Source organism: Sulfurospirillum sp. MES, from assembly GCF_000789415.1.
Taxonomy (GTDB): domain Bacteria; phylum Campylobacterota; class Campylobacteria; order Campylobacterales; family Sulfurospirillaceae; genus Sulfurospirillum; species Sulfurospirillum cavolei.
Genome location: NZ_JSEC01000004.1, coordinates 38,402 through 59,347, shown reverse-complemented (window position 1 = coordinate 59,347; position 20,946 = coordinate 38,402). Strand labels below are relative to the sequence as shown.

The 20,946-nt window shown below is 45.0% G+C and carries 22 protein-coding genes; 13 read left to right on the top strand and 9 right to left on the bottom strand.

Annotated elements, in window-relative coordinates; all coding sequences use genetic code 11:
- Nucleotide 1: 1 nt before the first annotated feature.
- Complete coding sequence (locus tag OA34_RS07900; protein ID WP_502685202.1) at nt 2–163, top strand: DUF2798 domain-containing protein; 162 nt, start codon at nt 2–4, stop codon at nt 161–163.
- Nucleotides 164–199: 36 nt separating this feature from the next.
- On the opposite strand, the gene OA34_RS07895 is transcribed toward OA34_RS07900, so the two are convergent.
- Complete coding sequence (locus OA34_RS07895; RefSeq protein WP_039674148.1) at nt 200–991, bottom strand: RMD1 family protein; 792 nt, start codon at nt 989–991, stop codon at nt 200–202.
- A gap of 123 nt (nt 992–1,114) precedes the next feature.
- Here OA34_RS07895 and proC point away from each other — a divergent pair, with 123 nt between their 5' ends.
- On the top strand, nt 1,115–1,861 hold the full coding sequence (gene proC, locus OA34_RS07890; RefSeq protein ID WP_039674146.1) for a pyrroline-5-carboxylate reductase: 747 nt from the start codon (nt 1,115–1,117) through the stop codon (nt 1,859–1,861).
- Between the two features lie 32 nt (nt 1,862–1,893).
- Here the strand turns inward: proC and OA34_RS07885 are convergent, their stop codons facing one another.
- A complete protein-coding gene (locus OA34_RS07885; RefSeq protein WP_254377374.1) occupies nt 1,894–2,811 on the bottom strand; it encodes a D-alanyl-D-alanine carboxypeptidase family protein in 918 nt (305 codons plus the stop codon).
- A gap of 277 nt (nt 2,812–3,088) precedes the next feature.
- Between OA34_RS07885 and OA34_RS07880 the strand changes: the two genes are divergently transcribed.
- The 9 genes from OA34_RS07880 to OA34_RS07840 all read left to right on the top strand — a co-directional run bounded on the left by OA34_RS07880 (nt 3,089) and on the right by OA34_RS07840 (nt 9,486).
- Nucleotides 3,089–3,868, top strand: a complete 780-nt coding sequence (locus OA34_RS07880; RefSeq protein WP_039674144.1) for a TOBE domain-containing protein — start codon at nt 3,089–3,091, stop codon at nt 3,866–3,868.
- Between the two features lie 20 nt (nt 3,869–3,888).
- Nucleotides 3,889–4,638, top strand: a complete 750-nt coding sequence (modA, locus tag OA34_RS07875) for a molybdate ABC transporter substrate-binding protein (RefSeq protein ID WP_039674142.1) — start codon at nt 3,889–3,891, stop codon at nt 4,636–4,638.
- The gene (locus OA34_RS07870; RefSeq protein ID WP_039674140.1) at nt 4,631–5,032 is read left to right on the top strand and encodes a TOBE domain-containing protein; all 402 of its coding nucleotides are present in this window, start codon (nt 4,631–4,633) and stop codon (nt 5,030–5,032) included. Before modA (OA34_RS07875) ends, OA34_RS07870 begins: the two co-directional genes overlap by 8 nt.
- Nucleotides 5,025–5,723 carry a molybdate ABC transporter permease subunit gene (gene modB / locus OA34_RS07865; protein WP_039674137.1) on the top strand — a complete coding sequence of 233 codons (699 nt, stop codon included), beginning with the start codon at nt 5,025–5,027 and terminating at the stop codon, nt 5,721–5,723. Before OA34_RS07870 ends, modB (OA34_RS07865) begins: the two co-directional genes overlap by 8 nt.
- A complete protein-coding gene (locus tag OA34_RS07860; protein ID WP_039674136.1) occupies nt 5,720–6,574 on the top strand; it encodes an ABC transporter ATP-binding protein in 855 nt (284 codons plus the stop codon). The genes modB (OA34_RS07865) and OA34_RS07860 overlap by 4 nt, the downstream gene beginning before the upstream one ends.
- Before the next feature lie 11 nt (nt 6,575–6,585).
- Entirely contained in the window at nt 6,586–7,302 is a 717-nt protein-coding gene (modA, locus tag OA34_RS07855; RefSeq protein ID WP_039674134.1) for a molybdate ABC transporter substrate-binding protein, read from the top strand.
- On the top strand, nt 7,292–7,969 hold the full coding sequence (modB, locus tag OA34_RS07850) for a molybdate ABC transporter permease subunit (protein WP_286682921.1): 678 nt from the start codon (nt 7,292–7,294) through the stop codon (nt 7,967–7,969). The genes modA (OA34_RS07855) and modB (OA34_RS07850) overlap by 11 nt, the downstream gene beginning before the upstream one ends.
- Before the next feature lie 111 nt (nt 7,970–8,080).
- Entirely contained in the window at nt 8,081–8,902 is an 822-nt protein-coding gene (gene modD / locus OA34_RS07845) for a ModD protein (RefSeq protein WP_039674131.1), read from the top strand.
- Nucleotides 8,902–9,486, top strand: coding sequence for an IMPACT family protein (locus OA34_RS07840; protein ID WP_039674129.1), 585 nt, complete (start codon nt 8,902–8,904; stop codon nt 9,484–9,486). Before modD ends, OA34_RS07840 begins: the two co-directional genes overlap by 1 nt.
- On the opposite strand, the gene OA34_RS07835 is transcribed toward OA34_RS07840, so the two are convergent.
- The 5 genes from OA34_RS07835 to OA34_RS07815 all read right to left on the bottom strand — a co-directional run bounded on the left by OA34_RS07835 (nt 9,481) and on the right by OA34_RS07815 (nt 13,774).
- Nucleotides 9,481–10,047 carry a YceI family protein gene (locus tag OA34_RS07835; RefSeq protein WP_039674127.1) on the bottom strand — a complete coding sequence of 189 codons (567 nt, stop codon included), beginning with the start codon at nt 10,045–10,047 and terminating at the stop codon, nt 9,481–9,483. The two genes, OA34_RS07840 and OA34_RS07835, sit on opposite strands and share 6 nt — an antisense overlap.
- Nucleotides 10,048–10,131: 84 nt before the next feature.
- Nucleotides 10,132–10,587, bottom strand: coding sequence for a phosphatidylglycerophosphatase A family protein (locus OA34_RS07830; RefSeq protein ID WP_039674125.1), 456 nt, complete (start codon nt 10,585–10,587; stop codon nt 10,132–10,134).
- Nucleotides 10,588–10,594: 7 nt separating this feature from the next.
- Nucleotides 10,595–11,788: a sulfate adenylyltransferase gene (locus OA34_RS07825; RefSeq protein WP_039674123.1), complete on the bottom strand. Its 1,194-nt coding sequence runs from the start codon at nt 11,786–11,788 to the stop codon at nt 10,595–10,597.
- Nucleotides 11,766–12,653 carry a response regulator gene (locus OA34_RS07820; RefSeq protein WP_039674121.1) on the bottom strand — a complete coding sequence of 296 codons (888 nt, stop codon included), beginning with the start codon at nt 12,651–12,653 and terminating at the stop codon, nt 11,766–11,768. Before OA34_RS07820 ends, OA34_RS07825 begins: the two co-directional genes overlap by 23 nt.
- Nucleotides 12,650–13,774 (bottom strand): bifunctional 2-C-methyl-D-erythritol 4-phosphate cytidylyltransferase/2-C-methyl-D-erythritol 2,4-cyclodiphosphate synthase, encoded by a 1,125-nt coding sequence (locus tag OA34_RS07815; RefSeq protein ID WP_039674303.1) that lies wholly within the window; start codon nt 13,772–13,774, stop codon nt 12,650–12,652. Before OA34_RS07815 ends, OA34_RS07820 begins: the two co-directional genes overlap by 4 nt.
- Before the next feature lie 104 nt (nt 13,775–13,878).
- Here OA34_RS07815 and OA34_RS07810 point away from each other — a divergent pair, with 104 nt between their 5' ends.
- Both OA34_RS07810 and OA34_RS07805 read left to right on the top strand, forming a co-directional pair.
- A complete protein-coding gene (locus OA34_RS07810) occupies nt 13,879–15,003 on the top strand; it encodes an Mrp/NBP35 family ATP-binding protein (RefSeq protein WP_039674119.1) in 1,125 nt (374 codons plus the stop codon).
- Nucleotides 15,004–15,021: 18 nt separating this feature from the next.
- Nucleotides 15,022–16,242: a tetrahydrodipicolinate N-succinyltransferase N-terminal domain-containing protein gene (locus tag OA34_RS07805; protein WP_039674117.1), complete on the top strand. Its 1,221-nt coding sequence runs from the start codon at nt 15,022–15,024 to the stop codon at nt 16,240–16,242.
- A 35-nt stretch (nt 16,243–16,277) separates the two neighbouring features.
- Here OA34_RS07805 and OA34_RS07800 read toward each other — a convergent pair whose 3' ends face one another.
- Nucleotides 16,278–17,495 carry a GGDEF domain-containing protein gene (locus tag OA34_RS07800; protein ID WP_039674116.1) on the bottom strand — a complete coding sequence of 406 codons (1,218 nt, stop codon included), beginning with the start codon at nt 17,493–17,495 and terminating at the stop codon, nt 16,278–16,280.
- Between the two features lie 160 nt (nt 17,496–17,655).
- Nucleotides 17,656–20,607 (bottom strand): transferrin-binding protein-like solute binding protein, encoded by a 2,952-nt coding sequence (locus OA34_RS07795; protein WP_286682920.1) that lies wholly within the window; start codon nt 20,605–20,607, stop codon nt 17,656–17,658.
- Nucleotides 20,608–20,946 lie beyond the last annotated feature (339 nt).

Here is a 20,946-nt window from a genome sequence, read left to right as displayed (position 1 = left end):
GATGTCGTTTGTGATCACGTTGATTAACGTCGGTTTGATCGACGGTTTTGGGATGAAATGGTTTCAGGCGTTTTGGAGAGCGTATGTTGTAGCTTTTCCTGCCGTTTTAACGGTTGTCCCGATTGTTCGAAAGATCGTGAATAAGGTTGTAGCGAAGCATTAGGCGACTTGCTTGTTTGCAAAGAACAAAAGTCGTCTATCAGGCTTTGAAGAATTCAATCAGGCCCATAACGATTTCAAAACCGATCAGTACGATAATAATCCACTCTAAAACTTCGCTATGCCTATGGTTAATCAGATCGAGTGACATGGAAATATCGTCTTTGAGATGCGAGAGTTTGTGTTCGACGATTTCAAAGCGATCTTTCAGTTCCAAAATCGACGACAGGCGGTTGTAAAGTTTTTCGGCTTCCGCGTTGTCCCATAAAATGTTGGGTTTGTCGAGTAAAAACAGGTCGCTCACCATTGCGTGTTGGATGGCACTTAAGGTGCGTGCGAAAACGATGATTTTGGAACGGCGAAAGAGCGAATAGTGCTGCGTTAAATCCAATAAACGTTGACTCTCTTCAAAATGAAGGCTCAAATCTTGTTCGTATTTTTCGAGTCCGACGCTTTGCGAAACGATCAATGCGATAATAACGAGATAAAGTGTTAAGGGTTCTTTTAAGACGATGCGTTCGTTATAAACGTTGCATGCGCTAGAGAGCGAGGCATCAATTTCGATAGGGTAATCTTGATAAAGATAGTGCCGCTCAAACGCTTGTGCATTTTCGACACCGAGCTTTTCCAAAGCTTTGACAATCGAATCTTTGTCCCAGTTGATAAACGTAATGACGTTAAAGCGCGTGTACACAAGATAGGTCTCTTTATATTCGGTGTAAAACGCCTGTTCGATTCCTTTTTTCATCGAACAGGCCAAACGCGTTTCAATTTCGTCTTTGCGGTAAGGCTTGGGAAGATAAATTGAAACAAGCGGCAGCGTTTGAGCCATTGTACGATCCTTGCATAAAGTAAACATAGTATAACGTTTTTTGGTTTCACAAGGGTTACGGCAGACTCAAAAGCGGACTTAACGAAATTTGCGTTATAATTTTTTTAAAAACGAGGATAGGGTATGAAATTACTGTTAATCGGTGCCGGAAATATGGGCGGAGCGATGCTTCAAAGCTTACATGTCAAAGATATTACGGTCGTAGAACAAAACGAAAAACGCGCGCACGTTTTAAAAGAGATGTTTCCGAACGTAACGATCGTGAACGAAACGCCTTCGCTAGAGGACTATGTCGTTATTTTGGCGATCAAACCCCAGTCGTTTCCCGCTTTACGAACGCAAGGCGTCGCACAAGGCGTTATCTCGATTATGGCGGGTGTAAGCTTAGCGCAACTTAAAGAGGGAATTCAAGCTCGACATTACGTACGCGCTATGCCTAATATGGCGGCATCGGTGCGTAAATCCGTCACCTCTTTATGCGGCGACGAAGCGTTAAAGCCTGTCGCTTTGGAAGTCTTGGAGACGATCGGCAGCTGCTTTTGGCTTGGAAGCGAAAAAGAGCTTGATATAGCGATGGGGCTTGGAGGATGTGCGCCGGCTTGGATTGCTTTGGTTGCCGAAGCGTTAAGCGACGGCGCGGTCAATTTGGGACTCAAGCGGGAATTGACGTTTCCGATGATCGCGGCATTGTTTGAGGGAATCGGCGAACTTTTAAAAAGTGAACATCCCGCACTGTTGAAAGATAAAGTCATGTCGCCGGCGGGCACGACGGTTGCCGGATATATGAAATTGGAAGAGGGCAAAGTGCGCGACAGTTTCATCAAAGCAATGGATGCCGCGTACGAAAGAGCAAAAGATTTGAGCCGTTAAGCTCTCGACTTATTTGGCTTTAAAAAGCTCGGCTAAGCGAGCTTTTGAGCCTTTTTTTTTGCCGAAGACGCCTTCTTCGTCGCCTTCTTCGGCGTTACGACCGCTTTTTTCGCAACGGGTTTATCTTCGGTAATATCGGGGAGCACGTCTTCGAAAATGGTTTTAATATCGTTCCAACGGTGTTCGGAATTGAGCATGACGACCAAAATATCTTTGTTATCTTTTTTGGCGCGTGCGATGAGGCACGGTCCTGCTTTTTGCGTGTATCCCGTTTTGATTCCGACCGCATATTTGTAGTTGTTGAGCAATTTATTGTGCGTGTATGCCGCATAACTGCGTTTGGTATTGAGTGCCCTAAAATCATGGCGTTTGAGTTTTGCCATATCGTTGAACTGGCTGTTTTTGATCGCGTATTCGCTGAGTGCCAATAAATCTTGGGCGGTCGAGTAGTGGTTGCCGATGTCAAAACCGCACGGATTGGTAAAATTGGTATTTTTCATACCGATTTTTTTGGCTTTTTGGTTCATTTGTTTGACAAAATTGTCCACGTCGCCGTCGCCTAAATAGACGCCGATCGACATTGCCGCATCGTTAGCGGACATAACCATCGCCGCTTTGACGAGGTCTCGTAAATAAAATTTTTCGCCGACGCGTAAGTTGGCTTTGGTGGGTTCGACTTGAATCATCTCCCGCGTAATCGTCACGACGTCGTTCATGCGTCCGCTTTCGATCGCCAACATCGCCGTCATGATTTTCGTCAAACTTGCGGGTTGGTTGATTTTTTGTTCGTCTTTGGCAAAAATAAGTTGTTTATTGTTCAAATCTTTTGCAATAATCGCATCGGTATTTTTTTTAATACGGTCGGCTGTTTCTTTATCTAAATAGGCTGCACTCAAACCGGTGACTAAAAGGGTTGTTCCGCAAAAAAGCGTCAATAACGGTCGGATCATGGGACTCTTTTCAAAAAAAATTTTTTTCATTTTAATCAAAAAACCTTAAGTCTATCTTTTTGAAACGGCTAAAATAGCCGTTTTGCTCAAATTACGTCGTTTTAGAAAAGCATTGAGGCGTCTTCACGATCGTTAAAGCGTTTTGGTGAGTAAAAATTCATCATAAAGTCGTTATATCTTTTAAGGTAATAACGTTATAATGCATCGATGTTTAACCGTTTTAAGGTTATTTCGATCCATCGTTATATACTACAACTACATAAGGATAGAGGACGTTATGGAAAACTTCGGTACGGGACTTTTAAGCTTTGATAAACCGGCACTCCTTGAAAAGCGGATTCGGCTTTTAGAGGCGATCGCAACGACGGGATCGATCAGCAGTGCCGCCAAAAGCGTCGGCCTTAGTTACAAAGCGGCTTGGGAAGCCGTCGACACGATGAACAACCTCTCGGATCATCCTTTGGTCGTACGCGTAACGGGAGGAAGCGGCGGCGGCGGAACGACGCTGACTTCTTTCGGGCAAGAGGTCGTTGCCAACTACGCCGTTTTAAAAAAAGAGTATGAGAGGTTTTTAAATCGGCTTTCTGATGTGGGTAATTTTGAAAAAGGTTTTCTTAAACACATACAAAGGATAGCCATGCAAATCAGTGCACGAAATCAGTTAATGGGAAAAATAGGCGACATTAAGCTGGCAAAAGTGAATGCGGAAGTTAGCATCGTTCTTAAAAGCGGCGTGATTTTAGTCTCGAACATTACGCATAGCGCGGTGGAAGAGATGGGGTTAACTATCGGCGACGAGGTTGTCGGTATTATCAAAGCCTCTTCGGTATTGATTTCGAATCAAATCGAACTTGCGACCAGTGCGCGCAATAAACTTTTAGGCATGGTCACCGACGTCAAACTCGGCGAAGTCAATGCCCAAGTGAGCGTCGACATCGGGCAAAACGACGTGATCGTCGCTACCATCACGACCGAGTCGGTGAAAAGCCTTGCTCTTTGCGTCGGCTCACGGGTATGCGCCATCATTAAATCCAGCAGTATCTTAATCGGAAAATAAAATTATTCTAAGGAGTTTACATGTTAAAGTTTTTTCTTTCAAGCGTTCTTCTTTCCGTCTCCCTTCTTGCGGGAGAAATCAGCGTTGCCGTTGCGGCAAATCTGAGCGATGCGATTGAGGTTTTAAAAACGGAGTTTGCCAAAACCAACCCCAATACCAAGGTCAATACGATTTTAGGGGCAAGCGGAAAATTTACGACGCAAATTAAAAGCGGCGCGCCGTTCGATCTTTTTTTAAGCGCGGATATGAAATTCCCCGAAAACCTTTATGCGGAACACTTTGCGATCACCAAACCGGTCGTGTACGCTAGCGGTGCTTTAGCGATGGTGAGTACGAAAGGGTTGGATCTGAGCCGAGGAATGGCGGTTTTAAACGATCCGAAAGTCGAAAAGGTCGCTATTGCCAATCCAACGACCGCACCGTACGGAACGGCGAGCGTCGAAGCGTTTAAAACTGCCAAAGTATTTGAAAAAACCGAGCCCAAATTGGTTTACGGCGACAGCATCGGACAGGCTTTACAGTTTGCGCTAACCGCGGCTGACGTAGGATTTGTCAATGCATCGGCATTTTACAGCGATAAAATGAAAAATTATAAAGAGGGCAAAGAGTGGGTGATGGTCGATGCAAAACTCTATACGCCGATTGCACAAGGTATCGTCGTCTTGAAACAAGCCGAGCATAACGCGGAAGCCAAAGCGTTTTACGATTTTATTTTGAGTGTTCCCGCCAAAAAAATCTTCAAAAGCTACGGATATTTGGTGAATGAATAAGCTACCGGCACGTATCAGTCGAATCGAAGAAGCACAAAATCTTCATATCGTGCATTTTGAGGGGGAAAATTACTCCCTCAAAATGATGGGATTGGAGCTGCCTAAAAACGTACATGTAGGTTCGAACGTTATCTTAGGCGTCAAACCTTCCCACGTTGCTATCGCCAAAAATCTTTCGGGAGAATTGAGCTACTCCAATCAAATTCACGCAACGGTTCATCGTATCGAAGAAGGAACGCTTTTGTGTAACGTCGAGCTACATGTCGGTTCGTCTGTGATGCAAAGCCTCATGACGATGGCATCGTGCAAACGCATGCGTTTACAGGTGGGCGATGAAGTCGTCTTATTGATGAAGGCGAGCGAAGTCTTTATCACGGAGGTTCTCGATGTTTGAAAAAATAACGGCATTGGAATTGACCCCATTTTTCATTTCATTCAAGCTTGCGAGCATCACAACGGTTATCCTCTTGATTATTTCATTGTTTTTAGCATGGAAATTATCGCAGACTCGGTCACGTTATAAGCCTATTTTTGAAGCAATAACCGCTCTGCCTATTGTTTTGCCTCCTTCTGTTTTAGGTTTTTATATTCTGTTCACTCTTTCGTTTCACTCTCCTATCGGTCAATTTTTTAGAGACGTGTTCGGTATAAAATTAGTTTTTAATTTTACGGGTTTGGTTGTAGCAAGTTGTTTTTATTCTCTCCCTTTTATGGTACAACCTTTACAAAGCGGCTTTGAAGCTCTACCGAAAAATATGCTCGAAGCTTCTTATATTGCCGGTAAAAGCAATCTCTCTACGCTTTTTCGCGTCGCGCTGCCCAATATTAAACCCTCTATGCTTACCGCCGTCGTCATTACGTTTGCTCATACGGTCGGCGAATTCGGCGTTGTGTTAATGGTGGGCGGGAGTATTCCGAGTGAAACCAAAGTCGCATCGGTTGCCATTTACGAGATGGTTGAGATTATGGATTACCAAGGTGCGCATATCTATAGCGGCATAATGGTATTCATTAGTTTTTGTGTTTTGTTATCGGTGTATATGTTTAACCGTAAACAGAACAGCCATTTCGGTGGTCTATCATGATCGAAATCAGCATCGAAAAAGAGCTTTTAGGCTCTTTAGGAAAGATGGATCTTTGCATCGACCTTCGTATTGATCGGCAAAGCTTTGTCGCTTTGTCGGGTCAAAGCGGTAGCGGTAAAACGACATTGCTTCGTATTATCGCGGGATTGGAAAAAGCCAAAGGTCGTATTTGCGTCGACGGGGAGGTTTGGCTCGATCAAAACGTTTACCGTGCGCCGCAAAAACGCGGGATCGGTTTTGTTTTTCAAGACTATGCGCTTTTCCCGAATATGAGTGTTTTGGAAAACCTGCTTTTCGTTAAAAAAGACAAAGCTTTAGCAGAGCAACTTCTTGAAATGACAGAGCTAAGCGAACTGGCGCATCGAAAACCGGCAACGCTTTCGGGCGGACAAAAACAGCGCGTGAGTTTGTGTCGCGCGATGATGAACCGACCGAAGCTTTTATTGATGGACGAACCGCTCTCGGCACTCGATCCTTCGATGCGAACCAAGCTTCAGCATGAAATACTCAGTTTACACAAAGCGTTTGAAACGACGACGATCATGGTCAGTCACGATCCAAGCGAGATGTATAAGCTTAGCTCTCGCGTCGTCGTTCTCTCTCAAGGAAAAATCGTTCAAGACGGCGATGCTAAAAGCGTGTTGCTGCGTACGCAAGGCAGTCAAAAATTTTCGTTTGAGGGCGAGCTTTTAGACATTGTGAAAGTCGACGTGATTTATGTCGCGATCGTTGCGATCGGTCAACAAATCGTCGAAGTCGTATTGGACGAGGGCGAGGCGCAAAATTTGCGTGCGGGAGATATCGTCAATATCGGTACGAAAGCATTTGCACCGATTTTACATAAGAAATAAGGAGCTCTAAGATGAAGAGATGGTACGTTGGCTTGCTCGCAAGCGCATTATTGTCGGTTTGTTCGTATGCCGATGCGCTAAAAATCGCCGCGGGTGCAGGGTATAAAAAACCCGTCCAAGAAGTCCTCAAACTCTACGAAGCGAAATATCCGAAAGTCGAAGCGATTTACGGCAATATGGCGCAAATTTTTGCCCAAGCCAAACAGATGGATATTGCCGTCGTGATTGCCGATAAAAAGTTTTTGGAAAAGCAAAAAGAGTTAGCGTTCGTCGAGTATCAAACGATCGGAGAAGGCAAAGCGGTCATCGCATACGCTAAGGGAGTGCATCTTGAAAAAGCAGAGGACATTGCCGATGCTTCGATTAAGAGCGTAGGAATGCCCGAAGCGAAAAAAGCGATTTACGGCGATGCGGGTATCGAGTTTTTAGAGAATGCAAAATTGACGGACAAAGTCAAAGACAAACTCATCGTCGTCGCAACCGTTCCGCAAGTGAGCGCGTATGTCGGTTCGCACGAAGTGGATGCGGGCATTATGAACCTAACCGCCGCGCTGGATAGTTTTGATAAAATCGGCGGTTACGTCAAAATTCCGGAACACTACTACGGTAAAATCGAGATCGTCGCCGGTAGTTTGAAAGCCTGTGAAAGCGATGCTACATGTCGTCAGTTTAAAGCGTTTTTGAAAACGCCCGAAGCCAAAGCCGTATTCGAAAAATATGGGCTTTGAGTGGATGCAGGTTTGGCACCCTTTGGTGCTAAGCCTCAAAACATTGGGATGTGTCGGACTGCTTTTAGTGGTTTTAGGCATTCCTTTAGCATATTTGCTCTCGAAAGAAGAACTCAAATACAAATGGTTTTTAGAAACACTCGTGACCTTGCCCTTGATTTTTCCGCCGATCGCGATCGGTTTTTTGCTTTTACTTTTACTGGGAAAATACGGCTGGATCGGCACGTATTTGAACCAAATAGGCATTCGTTTTATTTTTGATTTTAAAGGGCTCGTATTAGCGGGATTTGTTGCAGCACTTCCTTTGATGGTTAAACCGCTACAATCGGCGATAGAACTCTTCCCCAAGGCGATCAAAGAAGCCGCGTACATGAGCGGAAAATCGCCCCTTTACACCTTATGTTTTATCGTCTTACCCTCCATTCGTAAAAGCCTGATTGCCGCACTGTTGATCGCTCTTGCCCGCGCCCTTGGCGAAGTCGGCATTACGCTGATGTTGGGAGGTAATATCGTCGGTAAAACCGATACGATCTCGCTTGCGATCTACAATGCCGTTTTCGACGGAGATTACCCGCTTGCTTTAAGCTTGTGTTCGATTTTGATCGTCGTCTCTTTAGCGGTATTTGCGGCATTGCATTTTTTAGAACGCCGCGATAAAGTGCTTTAACCCATCGAAACAAAGTCTTTTTAGGGATAATGGAAGCAATGGATTAAAGTTAGGCAATAGAAACTTTCGTTAAAATAAAAAAATGATTTTAATAGACAAAGGTTATACGTTATGATGGATATGATTCGAGAAGATATCGGCTTGATGGATGTAACGACCGTAGGTCTAGGCATCGGAGATTTGGATGCAAAAATTACCTTTGCACCGAAACGTCCGGTCGTTTTATGCGGTGCGGAAATCGTCGAGACGATGTGCAAAGAGATGCATCTGAGCGTCAAACGCTTTTGTAAAAGCGGCGATTTTGTGGAAGCGAATACACTCATTTTAGAAGCTTACGGAAGTGCGGCACAAGTTCATCAGGTTTGGAAAGTGTGTCAGAATATTTTAGAATATTTGTGCGGGATTGCGACGAAAACATCCGAGATGCTCACGCAAGCACGCCTTTACAATCCGCATATCGAACTTTTGACCACGCGTAAAATTTTTCCCCGTACCAAAGAATTAGCCCTTCAAGCCGTATACGCCGGCGGCGGAGCACATCATCGTTTGGGATTGTACGACTCTATTTTGGTTTTTAAACAGCATCGTGTTTTTTTCGACGACAAGGCATCGTTTGAAGCACAATTTCGTAAAATGAAACAACAATTTTTGGAAAAGAAAATCGTCGTCGAGGTCGAAAATGCAGACGAAGCACTCTATTTTGCGCGTTTAGGCGCGGATATTTTGCAGTGTGAAAAAATGACGCCCGAAGAGTTTAGCGCATGCGTCGCGTCGGTACGCCGCGAAGTTCCTTCCGTCTTCTTTTCCGCAACGGGCGGCGTGAACGAGAAAAATATCGGCGAATACGCTCAAGCGGGAGCCGATTGTATCGTGACATCTTCGCCCTATCATGCCAAACCCGCCGATATTCGCGTGATTATCGAGAAGTGCTGATGCAGACGGTGCAAGCCGTTTACCATGCTTCGTCGGAAGAAAAAAAGTCGACGTTTATAGCGTTTTTGTGCCCGATAGAAGCGTTTGAGGCTTTACATGTCAGATTAAAAAACGAACATCCCAAAGCCGCGCACATCGTTTGGGCTAAAAGGGTTTTTAACGAATACCGTCAAATCGTTGAAAACAACAGTGACGACGGCGAACCGAAAGGAACGTCGGGACCTCCGATTTTAAGCGTGATGCGAGGTTTTGAAATCGTCAATGCGGGCATTTTGATCGTTCGTTATTTCGGAGGTATCAAACTGGGAACGGGCGGTTTGGTGCGTGCGTACGGCAATGCCGCCAAAGAGGCGATCGCTGCTTCGACGCTTGTGACGTTCGAGTTTCAAACCGCGGTAGAATTTTTTACGCCTTTTGCGCTTCTCGCGCGTTTTGAACATTACTGTAGCACGCAAATGCTTCTATTTCAACGCACGTTCGATACGCAAGGGGCTTATTGGAAGATGACGCTCAGCGAAGCTCAAAAAGAGGCTTTTGTAAGCTTCGCAGGAGTGTTTGAAACGGAAGGATTTAAACTTTTATAATTCGATCGCTTCGACTTCTATCGCGATTTTGACGATCTCGTCGACCGTTAAGCCGCCGCCTTCTAAGAGTTTATTCCAATTCAATCCGAAATCTTTGCGGTTGATTTGCCCTTCCAAGCTAAAACCGATGCGTTGATGTCCTTGAAAGTCTTTAACGACTCCGTGAACGGTTGCATTTAAGACGACTTCTTTCGTAACGCCGTGCATCGAAAGCTTGCCGTAGACTTTTCCGTCTTTATAGCCGCTCATCGTAAAATCGATCGTTTTAAACTGGTCGACGTTGAAAAAATCCGCACTTCGCAAGTGATCGTCGCGTTTGGTAATGCCCGTATCGATCGAAGAGGCGTTGATCTTGGCGTTGAGTTTGGTAAAAACCTTCTTATCGACGTCGTAGTCGATATCGGCGGAGTAGTTTTCAAACGAACCTTTGACGTTGGATATCATCATATGTTTGATGCTAAATCCGATATTGGAGTGCGTATTGTCGATGACGAATTCTTTTGCATGCGCAAACGAGAAGAAAAGCGCCGTAGCACTTAAAAAAAGTACGATATGCCTCATAGACGATCCTTTCGAGTAAAGTAATGACGTCTATAGTATAATCGCACCTTCCTTACGGCTCTGCTACGGGGGAAAAGTAATTTTTTAGATTAAAGGCGTTACAAGTTGGTAGAGTGCGGCACTGCTGATACCCGCAAGTACACCCGCTAACATGTCGTCTCCCATCACGCCGAGCGCGCCTTTAACGTTGCGATCGATGCGTCCGATTAAAGAGGGTTTCCAAATGTCGTAGAGCCTAAAAAAGAGAAAACTTAAAACGATTTGAATCAGGGTTTGCGAACTGAGGATCAATGCGATCCACACGCCGACGACTTCGTCGATGACGATGCGGGAATCGTCGTGATTGCCGCTTTGTTCTTCGTACGCGTTAATCTGTTTAAAAGCGATCATCGTCACTAAAATCGTCAGCAATACCAACGTTTCCATCGAAATATAGCGTATCAGGACGACGCCTAAAACGGTGGCAAGCAAACTCCCCGCCGTTCCGGGTGCTTTGGGGGAGAGTCCGCTGTAAAAAAAGGTTAAAAAGCTATTGGGCATGAAAATCCTAAGTCAGTGAAGTGGTTTGGTGCAAGCGCATCAGCTCAAGGTAAAATTCGCGTTCGTCATGGTTTTCCAACAATCCGCTGTTCGGGAAAATCGCATCGTAAATTTTACCGATATTCTCGAAACGCTTTTTAAAGAGTTCGCTTAAAATGAGTGCCGAAATATCCTTGCGCATAAAAATCGCGGGAGGTAGCATACCGGCTTTGAGAATTTCCAAAAGCGATTCGGCATGGTACTTGATGTGGTGATGCGCGCCGTGAGGACACGTATTGGTGCTCACCAGCGTTTTGCATTCGTTACAGTAAACAAATTCGGTAATAATCTCGACGTCGATCTCTAAATCTTTGTAGTGATTTAAAATAGATCGCATTTCGTTTTTGTCGTAGTACGCGCCGATACCGCTGTGATTTTGCCCTAAGATCAGTTTGTTACACCCGAAATTCGAAGCGCAAATAGCATCTAAGACGGCATTTTTATAGCTTGAAAAAAGGTAGGTATTCTCAAACGGGACGATCACGACGCGATTTTTCGGCAAATAGTTGTCGACAAAATACTGCAACGCTTTAAAGCGTAAATCGTAGGAGAGAATGTCTTGTTTGTAAGGTTTGAGCAGAAAAATCACGAGCATATCGCATTTTTCCAACGTAATACGCATCACGCGTTCATGCGCTCTGTGAAAAGGATTGGCGTTGATCATGATCGCCGAGACGTTTTTGGCACCGAGTTGTTCTTTGGCATCGGCAATTTTGGCTTTAACGTTTTTAATATCGTCGAAAACGAGTTCGTATTCTCCGCAAACGGCAACGTCTCCGAGACGTTTTAAAAAGGTCAGCGTTTCGGGATTGGAAACGTCGTACGTTCCGAAAATTTGTTCGATGCGTCGTTTTTTATCGACTTCAAAGACTTCATCGACGATGATCGTTCCTTTGATCTTTCCGTCGACGATAAAATCAAGCGGTTCGCCTTTGTACGCGGTAGTGAGAATTTCTCGGTTTTTTTCTCCGGCGGGTGCGATGATAAACGGAAAGGGGAAGGGTTTTCCTTTGTAATAGCCGCTTTGAGCGACCTCTTCGTATTCGGCTTTATTCATCAGCTTGTCTACGGGATGCAAGATGCCTTCTTTAGCGAGGGCTAGGGTGGCGATAAACTCTTTGTCTAAGAAGAGTTGCCGATTATTTTTTCTTGTTGATTCCATACTTCTTCCTTTTTTCCCATAAACTTTTACGTGATATGCCTAATTTTTTCGAGAGCTCGGTATCGGGGAATTTATGTTGAAAATTACAAATCACGTATTTCACGTAATCGTCGATACATAAAATATCGCCTTGATCCAAGATTTTACTGTCGCTGGTGATTTCGATCGTATTCAAGTCGCTCTCTTCGTTCGGGTCGGTACTGCATATAATAGCACGTTTGCCTTCGATCATAGCGTAGATTTTGAGTTTTTCGCTCTTTTTGAGGTTCTGAAGATCGACGATGTAGAGTAACTCCTCACTATCGGCGCGGGTAATCTTTTCAAAGGCGTTAGGGTGCATCAACGAAATAAAACTAAACGTTTCGTTTTGGGAATTGGCGTAGTTAAAGACAAGGGTGTCGGCATGTTTTTGAAAGTTCGTTTTAATCAAGATCGGAAATTTCGTTTTTTTATCCAAAGGGTCTAAATGCGCGCTACTAAAGAGGTTCTTAACATACTCCTTGTAGGTTTCGTTCTCTTTTTTGAGGCTTTTAAATTGGTTGAGATGTTGAAGTTTGCGAATCAACTCTTCGATCATAAAAGGTTTTTGGATATAGTCGCATGCACCGGCTTTGATCGGGTTGGTAACGGTGTCGTTGCTGATGTAGGAGATCATTAAAATAATAATGGACGCACGGTGCTTTTCGATAACGGGGTAAAAATTTTGTCCCGAAATATTCGTAGAGAGTAAAATTGCGTCGTACTTTTCATCTTTGAGCGCATCTTTAATGCTGGTAGCGATTTCACAGATATGCCCGATTTCCATTAACTTAGAGGCGATACTTTGAGCGAGGTAAATCTCATTTTCAACGATTAAAATCTTCATCTATTCTTCCAATCATAGTATTTTAACGTAGCCGTTGCACTGACCGCAACACCTTCTTTTCTGCCCACGAATCCCAATTTTTCCGTTGTCGTCGCTTTGACGTTGACGTGAACGGGCGCAATGCCTAAAATGTCGGCAAGGCAAAAGCGTATGGGATCTTTAAAACCGCTCAGCCTTGGAAATTCCGCCATTACCGTAAGATCGCAATGAGTGATCGTAAAACCGACTTTGGCTAAAAAGGAGCATACTTCGCGTAAGAGTATTTTCGAATCGATATTTTTGTACCGTAGATCGTTATCGGGAAAGAGTTCGCCGATGTCGCCGGCTCCCGCTGCACCTAAAAGCGCGTCGATTAAAGCGTGAATTGCCACATCGCCGTCGGAATGTGCTTTAAAGCCGATGTCGGGGTGCACTTCAACGCCGCCGAGCATCATCACTTTGCCTTCTTCATACGCATGGACGTCGAAGCCGTAACCCGTAAAGTGATCCGAAGAGGGGGGCATCAAGCACGCTAAAGAGGCTAAATCTTCTTGACATGTCAGCTTTTTGGCATTCGCGTTGCCTAAGACGTAAGCGACGCTTCCGCCGATCGCTTTGATTGCACTGCTATCGTCGGTATAGGCAATCGGCGTTTCCAACGCTTTTCGCAAAACCTCCGTTTTTGAGAGTTGCGGCGTTTGGATCAGTTTGACGTCTTCACGCTCGATGGTTTGGTGTTCGTATACGACCGTATCGACGACATTAAGGTACGGTACGACGATATCGGCACTCTCTTTGGCGTCCAAAAGGCGCATCAAAAGCGCTTGATCGATGCAGGCTCGTGCGATGTCGCTAACCAAGACGTAGGGCGTATTGACATGTAAGAGTGCGTTTTTCAAAGAGGCTTGCCTTGTCTCTCCGCCCTCAATAAAACAGATAGCGTCGCTAAATTTTTCGGCATAAAAACGTTCATCGGGGCTTGTCGTTACGATCGTGCGGGCAAAAGGGAGATGTTGTTGAAGGTTTTGTGTGGCAAAAAGCCATAAAGGCAGGTCGCCTATGCGTAGCCACTGCTTCTTAACACGCCGATTAAAACGTGAGGAACTTCCCGCTCCCAACATTATAAGCGTTAAATCGGGCAAACTTTGTCCTTTTTTCTGAAGTGTTACGATATTATACATTTTGAAAGCTTTTTTTTATCTTTTTTGTGTTAAATTCCATCATCACTTACCTCAAAGGTTGAATAATGTTGAATAAAGATGTGGTATTAAAGGCATTAGGTGGCGTAAAATATCCCGGATTTGAAAAGGATATCGTGACATTCGGTTTTGTCAAAAGCGTCGAAGTTTCAGAGAATAATGTTTATGTTGAAGTCGATATCGTCTCCTCTAGTAAAGAAGTAGGTGACGAATTAAAAGCCAATATTGAAAAAGAAATTGATGCACTCGGCGCGGCACGTGTCGACGTTGTCGTTAAACAGCCCAAACCTCCGGTTGAAAAAAGCAATTCGCAATCGGGTAAAAATATGGCTCCGCACATTAAAAATTTCGTGATGGTTAGTTCGGGGAAAGGCGGTGTCGGTAAAACGACGACGACCGTGAACTTGGCGATTGCTATGGCAAGCCAAGGCAAAAAAGTCGGACTTTTAGATGCCGATATTTACGGTCCAAACGTGCCTCGTATGATGGGAGCGGTCGATCAACATCCCGAAATCGTCGGTCAAAAAGTCAAGCCTATCGTTGCGTACGGCGTAGAGATGATGAGTATGGGCTCTTTAATGGAAAGCGGTCAGTCGTTGATTTGGCGCGGAGCGATGATTATGAAAGCGATTGAGCAGCTCTTACGCGATATTTTATGGAGCGATTTGGACGTTTTGTTTATCGATATGCCTCCGGGAACCGGCGATGCACAACTTACCTTGGCTCAAAGCGTTCCGGTGACGGCGGGTATTTGCGTTACTACGCCGCAACAAGTCGCACTCGACGATACCGAGAGAAGCCTTGACATGTTCCAAAAATTGCACATTCCGATTGCAGGTATTATGGAAAATATGAGCGGTTTTATCTGTCCCGAGACACATAAAGAGTACGATATTTTCGGTAAAGGTACGACCAAGCCGTTGGCGGAAAAATTCGAGACGATCGTTATCGGGGAGATTCCTATCGAGCCTGCCGTTCGTGAAGGCGGCGATGCCGGAAAACCGGTCACGTTTTTCCATCCCGAGAGTGAAACGGCGAAACGCTACCAAGCGTCTGCTCGAAAACTATGGGAATGCATTGAGAAAGTCAACGAAGAGGGCGGCGCAAGCAACGAAGCGATCCAACCGACGATGGGTATCAACGGAAGCCCGAGCGCTTGTTCCCAACATTAAAAAAAAGGATAAAGAGATATGGCATTACGTATGACGGTTGACGAAGCCGATTTCAAAGCGTTAGTCGGCGAGATTGAAGCGCAAGAAGGGTATAAAAAACCGATTGCGTTCGGTATCGCTCGAGTGGATCGCGGACAACTCAATCCGCATAAAATTTTACAAGCCACGTTTCCCGTCGTAAACTGGAACGAAAATTTCGGTTCGGCGGCCATCTTGATCGCAGCGTTGCAAGAAAGCGGCGTCGAGATTGATTTTAGCGGAAGCGAATACGTTTGCGACGTGAAGAAAAAGTTTGTTAAAAATGCGATGAACGCGTTTACGCCTTATCTGAATAAAGCATTCGGCGATGCACATAAAAACGTGCAAGTGATTAAAACGCTCGATTGGATTGCGCAGACCGAAAAATTGAAAAAAGAGTATCGTATCGTGTTTATTTTTGAAGACGATAAGCCGCTCAGTCCCGAATCGGTCTACCTCAAACTTTACGCTCTTTCAACGGGTAAAGCCGCTTTACGCTCTTTAAATCTTACCGGAGCGTTCGGCGTACTCGAAAACGTTGCATGGTCATTCGGACAGCCTATCGAACTTGAATGGCTTCGTATGCATGAAGTCGAGATGAAGCTTTACGGTAATTATCCGATGATCGAGTCGGTCGATAAATTCCCGCGTTACCTCTCACATGTCATTCCTGCGGACAATACGCGCGTGCTAGACGCCAGTAAAGTTCGTATGGGAGCGCATTTACATTCGGGAACGACCATTATGCCCGGTGCAAGTTACGTCAATTTCAACGCCGGAACGACGGGTGCGGTGATGGTCGAGGGACGCATCAGCTCTTCGGTCGTCGTCGGTAAAGGCAGCGACGTGGGCGGCGGTGCGAGCATCTTAGGCGTTCTAAGCGGTACGAACGGCAATCCCGTCAGTATCGGCGAAAACACCTTGCTCGGCGCAAACTCGGTAACGGGCATTCCTTTGGGCGATGCATGTATCGTTGATGCGGGTATTGCGATTTTAGAGGGAACGAAAGTCGGCGTTAGCGCGAAAGAGCTCGTTAAAATCATCGAAGCCAATCCCAAAGCGAAACACTTGAAAAAAGCCGACAAAGAAGAGATCGTTTTCTTTAAAGGCTTAGACCTCTCAGGACTTAACGGGATTCATTTCCGTCAAAACAGCGTTAACGGAATGATTCAAGCCGCACGTTCTAAACGCGAGATCAAACTCAACAGCGACCTTCACTAATGCTTTCTAAAGCGAGCGGAAAATCTCCGCTTGCTTTAGTCACAAATCAAACAATTTCTTCCGCTCTCTTTTGCCTTATAGAGCGCATCGTCCGCTAGTTTGATAATCTCGTGAGGCGTTTTACCTTTGAAAGATTGTGCCGCGCCGATACTCACGGAGAGACGTTCTTTTTTAGGCTTTGCGGGAGCCGGCGTTTTTTTAGGTGCTTGTTCGGGACGGTTTTGATCGCGAATGACAAACCCTCGTCTAAAAATGCGCTCCCGTACCTCTTCGAGTGCCATGATGCAATCTTCTCGCTTTTTACCGCTAAAGACGATCGTAAACTCTTCTCCGCCGTACCGATATGCCCTACCGCCGTTTTTTACCTGCGAAAGTTCTTTGGCGACCATTTTGAGCACTTCATCGCCGATGTCGTGTCCGAAGGTATCGTTAAATTTTTTAAAAAAGTCGATATCCACCATCGCCAGTAGATAGTTGGAGCCGATATGCAAAAAACGCTCTTCAAGTGCTCTACGTGCGGGAATACCGGTGAGGGTATCGATGTACGCCATCGTGTAAGCGTCTCTGACCAGCGCGCTAATGGCAATGAGCGAAGCCAGTAAAGAGTAGAGGATAAAGCCGTGCGCTTCTTGCCTAAAAAGAAACGATACGCACAATGCGGCAAGCATCCAAAAAGGTGCTTTTTGCGTGTAGGCGTTAAAGAGCAAGGAGACGAGAAAAATAAAAAGCAGCGCAATGACGACGATAATCACCGTAAAGTCGTTGGTTTGGGTCAGTTGATGCAAAAAAGAGGGTAAAAGCGTCGTGTTGAGTGCGGTTTGAAGTGCAGGCGAAAAATACACGAGAGCGGCATAGCTTAACCCCAAAATCGCAATCGCAATCGTGGTACGCAACGCGCCGAATGCGCTAAAAAGTCCTCTTTCTTGCAGCGCATACAAGAGTAAATAGCCGATAGCACAACTCAAAGGAACGATGTGCCAAAACGCCGTTCCGCTCAGTTTGGTAAAAAACGTATTGGGAAACGCCAAAATCAGGTTGAAAAAAAGCGGGAAGAGGAGTAATGCGAAGAGTTTGCTTTTATTGAAATAGACACTTAACGCCAATGCCAATCCTAAAAAAACAAAGGTGCTTTGCCATAAAAAATAGTACATGTAAGCAGGAATCAGCTCAAAATAAAGCGCGACGAAGCCTAGAAGAATTGCTCCTAAACAAAGCGCGTTAAAGGTATAAAGTACCTCTTTCATTCGTTGCATTGCATCCCTTCATCTCCTGTCATTCCGTATGATTTTACCATCTTTAGGCTTTGGTTTGAGACGGTAAAAGGTATCGGAAGCTTTAAAAAGAACGGAAGGAAATTCTTTTCCTTCCGCAATGCAAGGGTTTGACATGTAAAGAGAAAGAGGCGCGTTAGGGCTATTTTTTCCCGGCAAAAATACCCGCGGCAGACGAGCCCGTTTTGGAAAGTGCCCACGTACCGCCGATCTCATTAGCCGCAGGACCGTAAAAGCTTCCTTTGATCGATCCGGTATTATCCGTACCGTTCAATCCGCCTGCAAAGCCGTTTCCGCTGATAGAGACCGCATTTAAATTGGTTGTCGCATAAGACGCGCCGCTTGAGGCGTAATTGACGTTCATTGTCCCCGTAATCGTACCGCTAGCAAAATTTGCATTCATCGTATGTGTACCGTTCAAGGTTTTCAATGCGCCGCTTTCATAGCTCATACCTTGTACCGTGCCGTTATAGGTTGCCGTTCCGCTTGATGGCATTGAGGTGGTCGGTGTCAATTTTCCCGCAATCCAACGTGACCCGTCTACGACCGTTTTGTGAGAAGCCGACAGTTCGGTGCTCCACGTTCCCCATGAAAGATAGTTGTAGCTATCGTTTTCGCTCATGGTCGTTGCCGCATAGGTTGGAACGCTTCCCGAATCTTTCATCGCAACGAACGCATTTTGGTTGACGTATACGTTTGTGTCGGTATAATCCGTCGTAAGCGTTCGATTGGTCGATCCGTCCGTAACCGTGATGGACGCTTTAACCTCTCCGGTTGAAGGTTTCAACGTCATTTGTACATCATCCGTCGTCGTACTAGCGTCGATTGCAACGGCACCGGTTGAACGGTTGGCTACGAAACCTACCGCATGTCCCGACCAAACTTCACCGTCGCTTGGCGTGTAAGATTTTGCAACGGTTTTCGTATTGACATACCCGCTCATCATCATCGAACTTAAAGACGGCGTACCGCTTTCACTGTAGTACGTCGCCCCGAATGTTCCGCCCATACCGTTAGGATAAGCGTTTCCATAAAGCTGAAGCGTCGTCGTGTCACGCATAGCATCTTTGATGACTCTGGGTAGATTACTGTTTTCGGATACGCTCAACCGACGTGTTTTAAACGTATAGTTTCCTGAAATTTCCAAAGCGGCTCGATCGATGTCGCCGACAAAAATCGTCGTTCCTTCGGCACTATCCATCAATGCGTTCGTATCAAACCCATACACTTTACCTGTCGCCCAATTGACAAATAGCTTCATCGTATCGGAAGCATAAGAAGTTTTTGTATAAGGAGAAACGACTCGTTCGCGAATATCGTAGGTAGAAACACCGGTCGTAGGAAGTTTGGAGGAAGAACTTAAGCGCTCCCCGTAATAGCCTTCAACGGTACTTGAACCGTTTTGCAAAATATACCTAAAGAAATCTTGATCGCCGTCGGCATGAAAAACGGAAGCACCGCTCATATCTTGACCGAAAATAGACGTTGCGTCGCTAATCGAACCTTGATAATATTCCGTTCCTACGACGTGTGCCGCACTCGCCGTATCGATGCTAAAGGTGCTATCGCTTTGGTTGGGATAGGTAAGCGTAAACGTTAGGATTTTACCGCTTGCGTCGCTTGACGCGGTGACGCTACTAGGGGTTCGTACGCGCCAAACCGTACTGTCGATTTTGGAGACCATACCGCCCGTCCATTTATTATCGGCGACCGCATCGTAAATAGCGTTTAAAACGGCATCTTGAATATTGGATACGTCGGTTAAGCGCATATAAGACCCGCCCGTAGCATCGGCAATTTCAACGGCGGCATCTTGCATTTGTTGACCCGACGTCGAAGCATAGACGTTGGATGTTTGTCCCACGTTAATTCCCGAAGTGTCGATGAACACTATTTTCGCTCCGGCGGCAATCGCCAAGGCTTTGAGCTCTTTTTCATTGACACTGTTTTGCCACGAAGGTGCGTCTCCGAAAACGACGATGACTTTTTGAGCACCGGTTCTCCAATTGGTTACTTGTCCACTGGCAAGCGAAGTATTGCGCGGGGTTGGGGCACCTGAATCAATGACTTGCTGAATCGCGTAAAAGTTACCTTCTTCCCAATCGCCGCCGCCTGACGCATACCATTGATTGATCGCCGTCGTGACCGCCGTATCGTTATTGGTAATCGGTTGGAGAAGTTGATAGGATGAGGTCGCCGTTTCACCGTATTCGCTCGGATCTCCGAGGTAACGCCCGACACCGAACTGCGCATTGACTTTGGAAAAACGGCTATCGGCGCGTAGGGCGTCTAAGATCGCTTGCGCATTGGTTTGAGCACTACCGACGAGCCCACCCATACTTCCGGTATTGTCGGCTAAGAGAAAAATATCGACGTCATGCTTGGCAAGCAATCGGTCAAGCTCAAGTTTTCGTGCCTTTTCGATCGTTTTAGTGTTATCTACCACTTTGGTGCTTAGAGCGTCTTTTAAATAGGCATCGGAAGACCATGCTTCCATTATAGGCAGAGGCATAGTGTCGCTTTCTTTTGCGGAAGCAAGCAGTACAACAGGTGTTTCAACTTCGTGCATATCATAAGCAACTTTGTCTTTCTTGGCATACCATTCTCGAAGTTTTTTCATCATAGCGGCTTCTTTTTCAGCTTGAGCTTTTTTCTTATAATATTCAATCATTACTTTTTTAGCTTTAGCTTCTAATGATGTTGATGTTTCTTTTTTAGCATCAATTAAATCGAGTATTTTCTTTTCAGGATCATCTTCTGCTGCATATGCTGTCGAAATACCCCATATTCCACTTCCTGTTTCGATACCTGCCGCTTCTCTTAATTCTATTAAAAACTCAATATTATATTTATCTCCCAATTCCAAGATTAATGCGCTTGCATCACCTGCTAATTGAAAAGCACCTGCTAGTTTTCCAATAGCGGCTGTTTTATTGTTCAATGCTAGCTCAATTAATGACAATGTTCCTAAATCATTAATTAATTTATCATTCATGTTTTCCATTTTTGAGAGACTAGTATAAATATCCATCATACTGCTTCCAATACTGATGCCATCATCAATTGCACTGCTTGCTTTTGCAATTGCCGTCAAACTTTTTAGAACACTCTCTCCGGTGCTTCTGTATTTGATTAATTCAGCATAAACATTTTTTAATGATTTACTGGAATCCAAATTTGCTGGACTGATGCTATGGATTGTTGTATTTAAATTATTAATTAAAGTTTTATTGCTATTAATTTGATTAGTATATTTTTTAATATTTTCTGCTCGTTGCGCAGAACTCAATCCTGGTTGACCACTTCTTATGATCTTGGTTAGTTCTTCGTTTTGTGCAGTGAGCTCACCTTTTAATTGAATTGCATTTTTTTTTGCTTCTAACATTGCATCCGTAAGATGATTAAGCAGGTTAACCATGACGGAATAAGTGTC

Excerpts from the sequence above, each read along its gene's own strand:
- OA34_RS07870 (WP_039674140.1), top strand. The coding sequence starts at position 4,631 with ATGAATAAGCTACCGGCACGTATCAGTCGAATCGAAGAAGCACAAAAT.
- OA34_RS07830 (WP_039674125.1), bottom strand. The coding sequence starts at position 10,587 with ATGCCCAATAGCTTTTTAACCTTTTTTTACAGCGGACTCTCCCCCAAA.
- OA34_RS07820 (WP_039674121.1), bottom strand. The coding sequence starts at position 12,653 with ATGAAGATTTTAATCGTTGAAAATGAGATTTACCTCGCTCAAAGTATC.
- OA34_RS07885 (WP_254377374.1), bottom strand. The coding sequence starts at position 2,811 with ATGATCCGACCGTTATTGACGCTTTTTTGCGGAACAACCCTTTTAGTC.
- modA (WP_039674134.1), top strand. The coding sequence starts at position 6,586 with ATGAAGAGATGGTACGTTGGCTTGCTCGCAAGCGCATTATTGTCGGTT.
- OA34_RS07860 (WP_039674136.1), top strand. The coding sequence starts at position 5,720 with ATGATCGAAATCAGCATCGAAAAAGAGCTTTTAGGCTCTTTAGGAAAG.
- OA34_RS07810 (WP_039674119.1), top strand. The coding sequence starts at position 13,879 with ATGTTGAATAAAGATGTGGTATTAAAGGCATTAGGTGGCGTAAAATAT.
- proC (WP_039674146.1), top strand. The coding sequence starts at position 1,115 with ATGAAATTACTGTTAATCGGTGCCGGAAATATGGGCGGAGCGATGCTT.
- modB (WP_286682921.1), top strand. The coding sequence starts at position 7,292 with ATGGGCTTTGAGTGGATGCAGGTTTGGCACCCTTTGGTGCTAAGCCTC.
- OA34_RS07805 (WP_039674117.1), top strand. The coding sequence starts at position 15,022 with ATGGCATTACGTATGACGGTTGACGAAGCCGATTTCAAAGCGTTAGTC.
- OA34_RS07840 (WP_039674129.1), top strand. The coding sequence starts at position 8,902 with ATGCAGACGGTGCAAGCCGTTTACCATGCTTCGTCGGAAGAAAAAAAG.
- OA34_RS07880 (WP_039674144.1), top strand. The coding sequence starts at position 3,089 with ATGGAAAACTTCGGTACGGGACTTTTAAGCTTTGATAAACCGGCACTC.
- OA34_RS07835 (WP_039674127.1), bottom strand. The coding sequence starts at position 10,047 with ATGAGGCATATCGTACTTTTTTTAAGTGCTACGGCGCTTTTCTTCTCG.
- modA (WP_039674142.1), top strand. The coding sequence starts at position 3,889 with ATGTTAAAGTTTTTTCTTTCAAGCGTTCTTCTTTCCGTCTCCCTTCTT.
- modB (WP_039674137.1), top strand. The coding sequence starts at position 5,025 with ATGTTTGAAAAAATAACGGCATTGGAATTGACCCCATTTTTCATTTCA.
- OA34_RS07900 (WP_502685202.1), top strand. The coding sequence starts at position 2 with ATGTCGTTTGTGATCACGTTGATTAACGTCGGTTTGATCGACGGTTTT.
- modD (WP_039674131.1), top strand. The coding sequence starts at position 8,081 with ATGATGGATATGATTCGAGAAGATATCGGCTTGATGGATGTAACGACC.
- OA34_RS07895 (WP_039674148.1), bottom strand. The coding sequence starts at position 991 with ATGGCTCAAACGCTGCCGCTTGTTTCAATTTATCTTCCCAAGCCTTAC.
- OA34_RS07825 (WP_039674123.1), bottom strand. The coding sequence starts at position 11,788 with ATGGAATCAACAAGAAAAAATAATCGGCAACTCTTCTTAGACAAAGAG.
- OA34_RS07800 (WP_039674116.1), bottom strand. The coding sequence starts at position 17,495 with ATGCAACGAATGAAAGAGGTACTTTATACCTTTAACGCGCTTTGTTTA.